General features: G+C 42.5%; 9 protein-coding genes. 2 read left to right on the forward strand and 7 right to left on the reverse strand.

From position 1 onward, the window contains the following. Nucleotides 1–30 precede the first annotated feature (30 nt). From glgX to malQ, 3 genes are all read right to left on the reverse strand, one after another. Nucleotides 31–2,064 carry a glycogen debranching protein GlgX gene (glgX, locus tag AC4E96_RS10200; protein WP_490255743.1) on the reverse strand — a complete coding sequence of 678 codons (2,034 nt, stop codon included), beginning with the start codon at nucleotides 2,062–2,064 and terminating at the stop codon, nucleotides 31–33. Further along, a complete protein-coding gene (gene glgB, locus AC4E96_RS10205; protein ID WP_490255744.1) occupies nucleotides 2,061–4,409 on the reverse strand; it encodes a 1,4-alpha-glucan branching protein GlgB in 2,349 nt (782 codons plus the stop codon). Before glgB ends, glgX begins: the two co-directional genes overlap by 4 nt. 65 nt (nucleotides 4,410–4,474) lie before the next feature. Next, nucleotides 4,475–6,682 (reverse strand): 4-alpha-glucanotransferase, encoded by a 2,208-nt coding sequence (malQ, locus tag AC4E96_RS10210; protein ID WP_490255745.1) that lies wholly within the window; start codon nucleotides 6,680–6,682, stop codon nucleotides 4,475–4,477. Between the two features lie 228 nt (nucleotides 6,683–6,910). On the opposite strand from malQ, the gene gap reads away from it, so the two are divergent. Together gap and AC4E96_RS10220 are read left to right on the forward strand one after the other, a co-directional pair. Beyond that, nucleotides 6,911–7,921 carry a type I glyceraldehyde-3-phosphate dehydrogenase gene (gap, locus tag AC4E96_RS10215; protein WP_490255746.1) on the forward strand — a complete coding sequence of 337 codons (1,011 nt, stop codon included), beginning with the start codon at nucleotides 6,911–6,913 and terminating at the stop codon, nucleotides 7,919–7,921. A 131-nt stretch (nucleotides 7,922–8,052) separates the two neighbouring features. Further along, the gene (locus AC4E96_RS10220) at nucleotides 8,053–8,892 is read left to right on the forward strand and encodes a D-hexose-6-phosphate mutarotase (protein WP_490255747.1); all 840 of its coding nucleotides are present in this window, start codon (nucleotides 8,053–8,055) and stop codon (nucleotides 8,890–8,892) included. A gap of 74 nt (nucleotides 8,893–8,966) precedes the next feature. On the opposite strand, the gene AC4E96_RS10225 is transcribed toward AC4E96_RS10220, so the two are convergent. The 4 genes from AC4E96_RS10225 to pgl form a co-directional block, all read right to left on the reverse strand. Beyond that, the gene (locus AC4E96_RS10225; protein ID WP_488033338.1) at nucleotides 8,967–9,605 is read right to left on the reverse strand and encodes a bifunctional 4-hydroxy-2-oxoglutarate aldolase/2-dehydro-3-deoxy-phosphogluconate aldolase; all 639 of its coding nucleotides are present in this window, start codon (nucleotides 9,603–9,605) and stop codon (nucleotides 8,967–8,969) included. 29 nt (nucleotides 9,606–9,634) lie between these two features. Beyond that, nucleotides 9,635–10,588: a glucokinase gene (locus AC4E96_RS10230; protein ID WP_490255748.1), complete on the reverse strand. Its 954-nt coding sequence runs from the start codon at nucleotides 10,586–10,588 to the stop codon at nucleotides 9,635–9,637. A gap of 6 nt (nucleotides 10,589–10,594) precedes the next feature. Then, the gene (gene edd / locus AC4E96_RS10235; protein ID WP_488033336.1) at nucleotides 10,595–12,412 is read right to left on the reverse strand and encodes a phosphogluconate dehydratase; all 1,818 of its coding nucleotides are present in this window, start codon (nucleotides 12,410–12,412) and stop codon (nucleotides 10,595–10,597) included. A gap of 16 nt (nucleotides 12,413–12,428) precedes the next feature. Continuing rightward, on the reverse strand, nucleotides 12,429–13,134 hold a 706-nt coding region (pgl, locus tag AC4E96_RS10240; RefSeq protein ID WP_490255749.1), incomplete at its 5' end, for a 6-phosphogluconolactonase.

A 13,134-nucleotide genomic window follows, 5' to 3' on the forward strand; every position in this document is an offset into this window, starting at 1 on the left:
TCAAATAAATGCCCTGACGTTTCTGTCATGTTATCCGTCTAACTTCCAAAGACTTAGACTTTGACCGCATTGCTCATAATCAGAAACATCAAGTGTGACCTCTTCAAAGTTTTCTAATAACGATGTGTCCAACAACCTTGTTTTTACTTTCGCTTCTGGCAGTTTGTATTGTTTAACATCACAAGAGGCGTTTAACACAAACATCAATTTATAATCTTTATCATCATCTGCGACTATTAACCCCAAACATTGATTATCCGGGTCTTGCCAATCATCGACCTGCTTTTCGACACCATCTGGTCTTATCCAAGCGACATGGTGGTGTTGAGCATGATATTCATAATTATCGTCGGCTAATACGCAGTGTTGTAGTACTGGATGTGCCTTTCTAATTCGGATTACATGCTGTACGAAGCTCTTAAGATTAGTTTGATTTTGATCCCATTGCCAATTTAGCCAACTTACCTCATTGTCTTGACAGTAGGCGTTATTATTACCGTTTTGGGTGCGTCCTACCTCGTCTCCCGCTAATAAATGTGGAATGCCTTGTGAGAGGAATAACGTAGCTAAAAAATTGCGCTTTTGTTTTTCACGAAGCTGGATGACGGATAAATTTGAACTCGGACCTTCCTCACCATAGTTACAGGAATAGTTAGCCCCGTGTCCATCGCGATTATCTTCTAAGTTATTTTGATTATGACGCTCTTCATAACTGACTAAGTCGTTTAACGTAAAACCATCGTGGTATGCAATATAGTTTACTGATGACACTTGACTGCGCTTGCCTTTTTTAAAGACATCTCTAGAGCCTAAAACACGCGTAGCCACCTCAGGTACTAGCCCTCTATCCCCACGCCAAAAACGTCGTAGGCTGTCTCGGTACCTATCGTTACATTCGAGCCACTGATGTGGGAAGTTGCCTAGTTGGTAGCCTTCCGGTCCAATGTCCCACGGCTCTGCAATCAACTTGGCGTGGCTTATAATCGGATCTTGCGCCATTGCTCTGAATAACGAGGCACGACGATTAAATCTAGCTCCATTACGGCCAAGTGTAGCGGCCAAATCAAAACGAAATCCGTCTACCTGCATCTCCTCTAGCCAATAACGCAATGAGTCGAGAATAATTTGATAGCCAAAGTCACTGTCGGGGTTAACCGTATTGCCACAACCTGTGTAATTAGCATACTCAAAACTGTATTCGTCATCGTCTCTTAAGTAAAACTCGCCTTCACACAAACCTTTAAAACTTAGAACTGGGCCATGTTTACCGCCCTCTGCAGTATGGTTGAAAACCACATCTAGAATGACCTCTATTCCTGCTTTGTGGAGCTCTTTGACCATGGTTTTAAATTCGTTGACCGGATCATCGTTAGCATAGCGGCTGTCTGGAGCAAAGAAATTGGCTGGGTTGTAGCCCCAATAATTGGTTAGCCCGAGTTCTTGTATGCGTGGTTCGGCCATGTAACTAAACACAGGCATAAGTTGAACACTAGTGATCCCAAGAGATTTCATATGATGAATTGCGGCGGGTTCTACTAGCCCTAAATATTTACCTCTGAGTTCACTGGGAATTTGGGTTAATTGCTGAGTAAAACCCTTAACATGTGTCTCATATAAAATAGTTTCGGCATTCGGAACTTTAGGCTTTTTCACGCCTTCCCAATCAAACTCTCTAAATGATACGTGGGCTTTGGGCAACCAAAATGGGCTGTTGTCTTTATATTGGCTTTCATTCCAAATAACACTTCGGTTAAACGCTTTGGCGTAAGGATCCATTAATAATTTGTCATTAATCACCGCGCCCTTTAACGGGTCTTTTTGAACCGCTTGTAACGCGTAAACCCAGTCTGGAGAAACATGATTAATCTTAGCGTGAAATACTTTTCCGGTTCGGTGCTCAATCGCTACTCGCGCAACAAACTCTTCAGTATTTGGTAAAAAGAACTGTATAAAGAGTGCTTGAGCATCTGGCGCGTATACCGCCACATTCAGTTGCCCATTTTCAAACTTTACGCCTAGCGGATGTAAATCGCCTTCTGATACTAATTCAGGCTGTTGTTTCATTCTTTTACCAAATAAATCGCAGCTAATGGTGGTAAGTCTAGTACCAAACTGTTTGATTGCCCTTGCCAAGACATGGGCTCAGACCCAAAGCTCTTTTGTTTAAGGTAGTTGCTGCCACCAAATTGAGTGTCGTCAGTATTTATCAATACACTATATTTGGCTAGGTTTGGAACACCTAAACGATATTGCTCTCTAGGAATCGGCGTGAAGTTAATCAGCACAACAACCTCATTACCTTGTTGGTCTCTGCGCAAGAAAGACAATACACTCTGGTCTGAGTCGTTGTGTTCTATCCATTCGAACCCTGCACGGTCAAAGTCGAGTTGGTGTAGCGCTGGATTAGAAACGTACGCTTGATTTAACGCTTGATACGTTTTTTGAATACCGTGGTGTTTTGAAGGCTCACCAGAATCCGTCGGTTCCAGAGCCGACCAGCTTAATCCAGTGTTGTGATTCCATTCTTCCCATTGACCAAATTCATTGCCCATAAAATTAAGTTTCTTGCCTGGATGCGCATACATAAACCCAGCAAATGCTCGTTGGTTCGCAGCTTGTTGCCATTCATCGCCTGGCATTTTACGAAGCATTGACCCTTTGCCATGAACCACTTCGTCATGAGAAATTGGCAATACAAAATTTTCGTCATAGTTATAAACCATCGAAAAGGTGATGTCGTTGTGATGGTATTTTCGATACATAGGGTCTTTACTAATGTACACCAAGCTATCGTGCATCCAACCCATGTTCCATTTGTAATCAAAGCCCAAGCCGCCTTTAAATGTTGGTCTGCTAACCCCCGGAAATGAGGTGGACTCTTCAGCAATAGTTAATCCATAAGGGAATTGCGAATGGACTTCTTCATTCATCCATTTTAAAAGGCTAATGGCTTCGTAATTATGATTACCACCATCGACATTTGGGATCCATTCTCCGTCATTCCTTGAGTAATCTAAGTACAACATAGACGCGACGGCATCGACTCTTATGCCATCGACGTGAAACTTATCAAACCAAACTAACGCACTGGCGACCAAAAACTGCCTTACCGTGTCACGACCAAAGTCATAAATGCAGGAATTCCAATCTGGATGCCAGCCTTTTTTAGGATCTTCGTAGTCATATAAGTGAGTGCCATCAAATTTTGCTAAGCCATGGGCATCTTCTGGAAAATGAGCAGGAACCCAGTCTACGATAACTCCGATATCTGCCTGATGGCAGGCATCAACAAAACGTTTAAAGCCATCAGGATCACCAAATCGTGATGTTGGGGCAAACATACCCGTTGGTTGATATCCCCATGAGCCAGTAAATGGATGTTCAGAAACAGGCAGCACTTCAATATGGGTGTAGCCCATTTCTGTTACATAAGGAATGAGCTGTTCAATCAACTCATCATAACTCAATGGTTTTGGCTCTTTATGATCCTCTTCCACCATCCGCCAGGAACCTAAATGGACTTCGTAGACACTCATAGGCTCGCGCCCGCCATTGACTACATCAGAAACGTTTTGCTTCTTTTTGTTAAGGTACGCCTCGTCTTGCCATTGGTACTGTTCATGGTCATAAATAACTGAAGCAAAAGACGGATATTGCTCATGATAAAAACCGACTGGATCGGCCTTATGTGGCAGAACCTGACCCTGCGCATCCTTTAATTCGTATTTGTATTTGTCGCCAACTTGAAGGCCTGGTACAACAATCACAAAATGGCCGCACTGTGTTTTTTGCATGGGCAAGCGACGACCATCCCACTGGTTAAAGTCACCAATAAGAGAACAACTCATGGCATTCGGTGCATAGACTGCAAATCGAACAGCGGCTAATTTGCTTCTGGCCCCCGTTGATTTTGTTGCCGTACCAAACTCCACCTCAACGGTTTGAGCGCCTAACTGTTGATACACATTTTGCGGTTGACTGTTAAGATGATGAACCGCGTAAAAAGCTTCTTCTTTAAATTGATAAGGATCGACAATAATATAGTCGTGAACGCCGTTAGCGCCTTTAGCTTGAGTATGATTCGATGTATAAACCTTTAAGCGGTAATTGAACGCTTTTTTACGGTGTGCAAAAACCCCAACAAACAAACCGGACTCAGTCATTTGTTCTAACTCAGCGAGCACCCTATTTCGTTTGGCCTCTAACACTTCCACTTTTATTGCATTGGGTTGCCAAGTTTTTAACACATACCCTTTACTCGTATCGCTTTTAAACAAACCAAGCTCATCAAACGGAACGGTCAAAGTCGCTTCGTTTAATTGATTAGCAAGCGCAAAATATTGTGAATTTTGATTTGTTGACTGGCCATTTGACTGTGGCGCTTTTGATGGTTTGTTTTGGGTAGGCATTCTCGATTCCTTTAAATCACCTAGTCTGATAAACAAAACAGCACCCTAAGGTGCTGTTAAATTAGTTACGCATTTTGACGAGCTTTCGTTAAATCGTGAGTTAACTGATTCACTTCTGGCTTAGCAAATATATCCTCTAAATCAACGGAGAGCTTTCTACGCCAATTCGGGTATTCTTCGCTTGTACCAGGAATATTAACCGGCATGTCCATTTGCAACCAATCTTCAATCTGAAGACTTAACAGTGCTGAGCTGCCTTTGGCCATATGTATTTGCATGCCAAAATTTAGCTCCTGAGTCATGCCGACATAATTCGCATCGCGGCCTATATTATCAGGAATACTGTTGTGGCCATGCAAACTATCTAAAATAGATTGTTTAGCTTTAACACGGTCATCATAGAGGGTTTGCATCAGCTCATCACCTTGATACAAGCCAATCTCTTTACCTAACTCCAAGTCTTTACAATGCCAGTAACCGATTAGTGTAGGCATGTCGTGCGTGGTTAACGTTGCCATTGCTTGCTCTTTGTAGTGCATTGGCGAATAAAAGCCACCATCCTCTGCTTGCTCAAAGAAAAATACTTTGTATGAGTGTATGCCGTTTTCTTGAAGTTTGCCGACGATATCATCTGGAACTGTACCTAAGTCTTCACCGATGATTGCACATTCATTTAAATGACTTTCTAAAGCCAAAATCGCAAGTAAATCATCTACAGGGTAATAAACGTATGTACCTGCCTTAGCTGATTCGCCTTTTGGTACCCACCACAAACGTAACAATGCCATTACATGGTCGATACGTAATGCGCCACACGCTTTCATGTTCGAGCGGAACAAATCAATAATTGGCTGGTAAGACTGCTCGTACAGTTTAACAGGATCCATTGGTGGCAATCCCCAGTTTTGACCAAGTGGGCCTAAAACATCTGGTGGAGCACCTACTGAGGCGTCGGTACAGTATAGATCTTTGTTCGCCCAAATTTCTGTACTGCCTTCGCTTACACCTACCGCTAAGTCACGGTACGTGCCCATTGCCATGCCTTTTTCTTGACTAACGGCATTGGCTGTTTCAAGCTGCATTTGCGCAACAAACTGTAGATACGCATAAAAGTCGACTAGGTCTTCGTTTTCTTTTGCAAACTTGGCGACCGCAGGTGAGTCATAGTCTTTAAACTCGTCAGGCCACACTGGCCATCCCCAGTTATCACCAATATAACGACCTTCTGATTTAAACTTGTCTTGAATAGCATCAAATGTCGCCAATTGAGTTAAGCTTTCACCGCCCTCTTCTTTAAACGCTGCAAACGCTTTTGCAGAAGGGCTGTCTTTAGCTATTTCGTTTTCTTTAAAGTAAGTATAAAGAGGCTTTAAAGCTCTAAGCTTCATATCCATCACAGAGCCATAGTCGATGTGAGAAGCTTCACGAGCAGCCGCTAATTGTGCTTGGAATTCTGGGCTATTTACTAACTCTTGAGTTGCTTTATCTTGACCAAAACCGCTAACCGCTTCGACATCAATATAAATAACGTTTAACCAACGGCGAGAACTTGGGCTATAAGGACTACAAGCGTCGCCATTGTTTGGGTACAAAGCGTGGATTGGATTCAGACCAACGAAGTCTGCACCTCGATCTGCTACCTTTTCGATTAAGTTTGCCAAATCACTAAAGTCGCCCACACCCCAGTTAGATTTACTACGAACACAGTAAAGCTGAACACTAGGGCCCCATAGCTTTTTGCCCTCTTCGATTGGCTTTTGCTTAAAACACGACTTAGGTGCTACGATTAAACGACCTTCACCTAAAGGCTCTTCTTGACCTTCTTCTAATAAAGCTAAGTCGTAATAGCCCATGTCTAAATCAAAGTTTACATCGATGGCATACTGCTGAATCTCAATGTCATTAACTTCTGAACTGGCAACTAATTCATGCTCGATTGGTGTTATGACACTTTTTAATACAACTTTATCATTTTGCTTTGCGACAAGCGTAAGCTCATCGTTTACGAAATCGATTGGGAGCTTTATGAAAAAAGGCGCTGGTTGGCCAACACGGACGACTGTTGCTGGTTCAATGACAGTTAACCATGACGCTTTTACTTCTTCGTTAACTTTCTCTATTAATGCTGCTTCATCGTTTACTGGATAGCCCATCGCCGCCAGGATCTTTTCTTTTGAGGCCTGGTCTATAATGGCTTGGTTACCCCAAGCATCCGTGTACTGAGACTCGATTCCACGGGCTTGAACTAATTGTTCTATTAGCGATTCGTTCATGATTATTCCTATGCTGGGAAAATAAGGGCTAATATTCGATACTTAATCAGAATTTATGGCCGCTAACTATAAAGGCGTTTGCTTTCGTTTGACTACTACATACGTTTGCAAAACTTATAATAATTAGCATAAAACCGAATTGTCACACTAAACTTCTTTACTTCAAAGTAAAATAAATGTAATTTTATTACACTTTTGAAATATCCATTCAACATAACAGGATTAGATATGACTATTCGCGTTGCAATTAACGGTTTTGGCCGCATCGGCCGTAATATTCTTAGAGCTTTGTATGAATCAGAAAAGCAATACGATTTAAAAATTGTTGCAATTAATGACCTTGGTGATGCGAGTATCAATGCTCACCTTCTTAAATACGACACGGCTCACGGTCGTTTTAATGCAACGGTTGAACATACAGAAAACTCTATCACTGTGAATGGTGACGAAATTGCAGTAACGTCAGAGCGCAACCCTGCTGACTTGCCTTGGGCAGAGAAAAACATCGACATCGTGTTCGAATGTACCGGTATCTTTGCAACTAAAGAAGCAGCAAGCGCCCACCTCGAAGCTGGTGCCAAAAAAGTAATCATTTCTGCACCAGGTAAAAACGTTGATGCAACTGTTGTTTACGGTGTAAACCACGATGAAATCACGCCGGATATGACCGTTATCTCTAACGCTTCATGTACGACAAACTGTCTTGCCCCTATGGCGAAAGTATTAAACGATGAAATCGGTATCGAATCTGGTTTAATGAACACTATCCACGCTTACACAAACGACCAACGTTTGAGTGATGTTTATCACACTGACTTACGTCGTGCGCGTGCCGCGGCAATGTCTATGATTCCAACTAAAACTGGCGCTGCCGCTGCCGTAGGTTTAGTTGTTCCAGAACTAGCCGGTAAAGTTGATGGCTTGGCCGTTCGTGTACCTACTATTAACGTATCTCTAGTTGACTTAACTTTCATCGCCAAACGTGACACTTCTGTTGAAGAAGTGAATGACGTGATCCGTAAAGCAGTCGCTAAAGGCGGCCCTCTTGCTGAAGTATTAGCAGTCAATGACGAGCCGTTAGTTTCTATCGACTTCAATCACAACGCTTATTCGTCTAACTTTGACGCAACTGAAACTCGTGTTACTGGTCGCTTAGTAAAAGTAATGAGCTGGTATGACAATGAATGGGGATTCTCTAACCGTATGTTAGATAACGCTGTTTTATTAATGCAGTCGTAATAATATTTTAGACATTCTGGTCTATAGTAAAGGGTGAACATAGGTTCGCCCTTTTTTTCGTTTACAATTCGCAAATTTATATAATAAAAACAACAGCCAAATTATCATTTAGCCAGGGAATACGAATACACATGAGACAAAAGTACTTTAAAACCGAAATGGTCGACGGCCAAGTCATGTACAATATTAATCACCCTAAATTTGAGGCCAAGATTACTCAGCACGGTGGCCAACTTTTGTCATTTAAAGACACTCAATCTCAATCGGATTGGTTATGGCTGTCCAAATCTGCTTCATTAAAGGGGGACAGAGCAATTAGAGGCGGCGTCCCACTTTGTTGGCCTTGGTTTGGTCCATCACCCAACCCTAAGCTGCCTCAACACGGTTATGCAAGGGTTTTACCTTGGAACTTGTTAAGCTGTGAAGGCAACGAGTCCGAGCTTACTATTCGTTTGAACTGCAATTTAGAAGACGCTGAGATAGATTTAAAGCACCTATCACTCGTGGTTGAGTACATCCTTGGGGATGACATTAAGATAAATTTGCATACCGAGAACCTAACAGATAAAACAATTTCCATAAGCCAAGCGATCCACACATATTTCAATGTAAGTGATATTCACAAAACGAAAGTAAAAGGCTTAGAAGGTGTCACATACATTAATCAACTAACCGGCAAAGAGTTGCTCAACGAAAATGAGCTTGTGATAGCAGAAGAAGTAGACTGTATTTATAAAACCAACCAGTCAAAAGTCGTTATTAAAACACCTAATTGCCAGTATTTGATTTCAGGAAATCACTACGACTCTGTTGTTGTTTGGAATCCTTGGCAAGATAAAGCTAAATCAATGGCTGATTTTGATGACGAAGGATTCAAAGAAATGTTATGTGTTGAAATGGCTAATACTAATGCCCTTACGATTCCAGCTAAGCAAGACTTTACTCTCAGCCAACATATTCAGCGCATTTAGTCGTTAGAAGCGTTAATAAATAAAAAAAAGCCCAGCATAACTGCTGAGCTTTGATTTCTAGGATTTAAGTAAAGTTATCCTTGCACTGCTGCTTGCGCTAACTTTGTGATTTCATCCCACTTTTTCTCTTTTACAAGCGCATCAGGACACAACCAAGAGCCTCCACAACACATTACGTTGTTTAGGGCTAAGTAATCTTGATAATTACCTGGATTGATCCCACCTGTCGGACAAAATTTCACATCAGGGAATGGTCCGCCGATGGATTTTAAAGTTGGAACACCGCCAGACGCTTCCGCTGGGAAGAACTTAAAGTGCGTGTAACCTTTGTCTAAGCCAACCATTAATTCCGAAATGGATGAAATTCCTGGAATAAGGGCTATGCCTCCAGCGTTCGCTGCATCCAATAAGTCTGCTGTTAGACCAGGACTAATCGCAAATTTGGCGCCGGCTTCGGTCACTTGTTTTAACTGTTGTGCATTAGTTACTGTACCCGCGCCAATTAACGCCTCTGGTACATTTGTAGCAATCTCTCTAATTACATCAATCGCTGCAGGAGTACGAAGTGTTACTTCTAATACTTTAATACCGCCAGCAATCAATGCCTTTGCGATAGGAACTGCGTCTTCCACATCTTCTATAACCAAAACAGGGACTACCGGTCCAGCGGCGAATACTTCAGACGAGTCAATCAACCAATTACGCTCTGCCATACTATTTCCTTAATTCTTTAACTGTTTTGTTACAGTTCTTGTTTTAAATACGCTGCACAACCAATTAAACCTGGTTGTGGTTCTGTGACGACATAAACTGGTATGCCAGAGACAAACGGACGAAAACGGCCTTTTGCTTCAAATTGTTCTCTAAAATCACTTTGCTTTAAATAATCGATAAACCTCGGCACGATTCCGCCAGCAATATAAACACCACCAAACGTCGCAAGTGTTAACGCGAGGTTACCGCCAAACGTACCTAGTATTCTGCAAAAAACGGCTAGTGTTTTTTCTGCAATTGGATCAGTTTGATCAATCGCGTGATTACTAATGTCTGCTGGCTGATAGTTCTGCGCCTCAACGTTATTAATCGCACAAAGAGATTGGTAGATTTGGACTAAACCCAAACCAGACAATAACTGTTCTGCCGACACCGTTGGGTACTTTTTCTTGAGTTCCTTAAGGATTGCAATTTGCTCATCGTCAGTTGGAGTGAAGTCGACATGACCACCCTCACCGCCTAACGGCACCCATTTATTCGCAACGTTGACAAGGTGGGCTACACCTAAACCAGTACCCGCGCCGTAAATAGCAATAGGTTTATTAGCTTGTGGCTCTGTACCACCAATTTGTTCTTTTGCTTCTGGAGAAAGTTGAGGTACCGCCATCGCGATAGCGGTAAAGTCATTGATCACAATTAACTTTTCAAAACCGAATTGCTTAGCCAATGCCTTTTGAGAAAAGCACCAATGGTTGTTCGTTAAATCAACCTTATCGCCCGTCACAGGACAAGCAACGTCGAGACAGGCAAAGTGAACGTCAAAATCTAGAAACGACAAATATTGTGTAATCGCACCATCGATATTGTCAAAATCAGCACAACGATAGGTTTGTACTCGATCGATTTCTAGCGTAGCTAAATCAGCAATCGCTAGTCGAATATTTGTACCGCCGATATCGGCAACTAAAGCTTGTAAAGACATGGTCAACTACGCCTCGTGGAAAATACAGCTAGCACCTTCTTCAGGTGTTGTTAATACTTGGCGGAAACCGTTAAACATTTCACGGCCCATTCCTTCACGCTCTTCAGACAAGTCCTTAGGTACAACAGTACGTTTCGCTAACTCTTCATCAGAAACGTGTAGTTTGATCAGGTTGTTTTGTGAGTCAACTTCGATGATGTCACCGTCTTGTACTTTAGCGATAAGACCACCGTCTAATGCTTCTGGATACAGGTGAATTGCAGCAGGTACTTTACCTGATGCACCTGACATACGACCGTCCGTTACAAGCGCGACTTTATAGCCTTTATCTTGTAATACACCTAAAGGTGGAGTTAGTTTGTGAAGCTCTGGCATACCAATCGCTCGAGGACCTTGGTAGCGAACAACAACAACACAGTCCTTGTTTAGGTCACCAGCTTTAAACGCCCCGTCTAAATCATGTTGGCTTTCAAATACAACAGCTGGCGCTTTAACGACCGCTCGTGGGTCTCTTAACGCAGACGTTTTAATAACAGCACGACCAAGATTACCTTCTAAGACAGACAAACCGCCATCTGGCTTGAATGGCTTTTCAATGGTGCTTAGTACTTCTGGATCACCAGATTGCTCAGGGCTATCTACCCATACAAGTTTGCCATCACGAAGTGCAGGCTCTTTGGTGTATTTTTCTAGGCCTTCACCGCAAATTGTTTTCACGTCATTGTGGATGAAACCACCGCGTAATAACTCTTTAATAAGTAGTGCCATACCACCTGCTGCTTGGAAGTGGTTGATATCTGCTTGGCCATTTGGATAAATCTTAGTAAGAAGTGGCGTAACAGACGATAACGCATCCATGTCATCCCAATTCACAATGATACCTGCCGCTCTCGCCATCGCCACTAAATGCATTGTGTGGTTGGTTGAACCACCAGTAGCAAGAAGACCAACGATGCCATTAACAACCGATTTTTCATCGACGATATGGCCGATTGGCGTGTAATCAGTGCCTAAGTCTGTAATACGTGTAGCTTGAATTGCTGCAGCTTCAGTTAATGCTTCACGTAACTCTGTACCAGGATTAACAAATGACGCACCTGGTAAATGAAGACCCATGATTTCAACAACCAATTGGTTTGAATTTGCTGTACCGTAAAAAGTACAAGTACCGGCAGAGTGGTAAGACTTAGACTCAGACTCTAATAGCTCGTCACGACCGACTTTGCCTTCAGCGTATAACTGCCTAACACGTGCTTTTTCTTTGTTTGGAATACCCGACTCCATTGGGCCGGCAGGAATGAATACAAATGGTAAGTGACCAAAAGATAATGCAGACATTACTAAGCCTGGGACAATTTTGTCACAGATACCCATCATAACGGCACCGTCAAACATATTGTGTGAGAGGCCAATAGCTGCACTCATCGCAATAACGTCACGGCTCATTAAGCTCAAGTCCATGCCAGGCTGACCTTGTGTTACACCGTCACACATTGCCGGTACGCCGCCAGCAAATTGAGCAACAGAACCAACCTTTTCAACCGCTGCGCGGATTTTGTCCGGGTAGACTTCATATGGTTGGTGGGCAGATAACATATCATTGTATGAAGAGATCATACCGATGTTAGCTTTGGTCAGCGCTGTTAAGTCTTTCTTTTGTTCTGGCTTACAGGCAGCAAAACCATGAGCTAAGTTACCACAAGACAAAACCCCACGGTGAGGGCCGTGCAGTCTTGCACGTTCAATTTTTTCTAAGTAGGCCTTACGAGTCGCTTTACTACGCTCGATAATACGGTCCGTAACTTTTTGGATAACCGGGTTCATAAATACTCCTAGCGGGCTACTTTGCCGTCGCTAACATAATGGTCATTGGAACGTCTGTTTGATTTAAAAAAGCATTAATAGGTGCTAGACGTTCATCTTTAGAATTTGATACTTGTTCCAAAACAGCTTCTTTACTCTCACCAACTAAGTGAAGATAAAGCTGCTTTGAATTTAATAACGCCTTTTTACTGAAGGTCATTCGTTGATGAGGCGCAGTTTTAGGTTCGGTAGCGAGAATTAACGCATCTGTTGTTAGACCTTCTTCTAGTTGATCACAACAAGGGAATATTGAAGCCGTATGCCCGTCTTCACCCATTCCCAAGATAACAACATCAAACGGTGTTCTAATGTTGCTCAAGTTTGTCGTCACTTCTGACACCGCATCAAACGCATTCTCGTGTTGGGTCTTCATACCAATAAATCTTGCAGCGGCTGCTTTTTCTTGGATTAAATTTTGACGGACCATGGTTTCATTGGACGCGCTGTCATCTAAATTGACCCAACGATCATCGACTAAAGCGATCGTCACTTTTGACCAGTCGATGTCCTTATGCTTTAAAACAGCAAATAGTGCTTTCGGGGTGTTGCCACCAGACACTAACAGTGACGCTGCACCATTTTCAGCAATACCTTGAGATAACTTGGCTGCTATTTCATCGGCAAAAACTGTGTTTAATTCTGTTGCAGTAGCAAATTTTTTCATTTGTGCATTCATAACTATT

The organism is Psychrosphaera sp. (assembly GCF_982872775.1).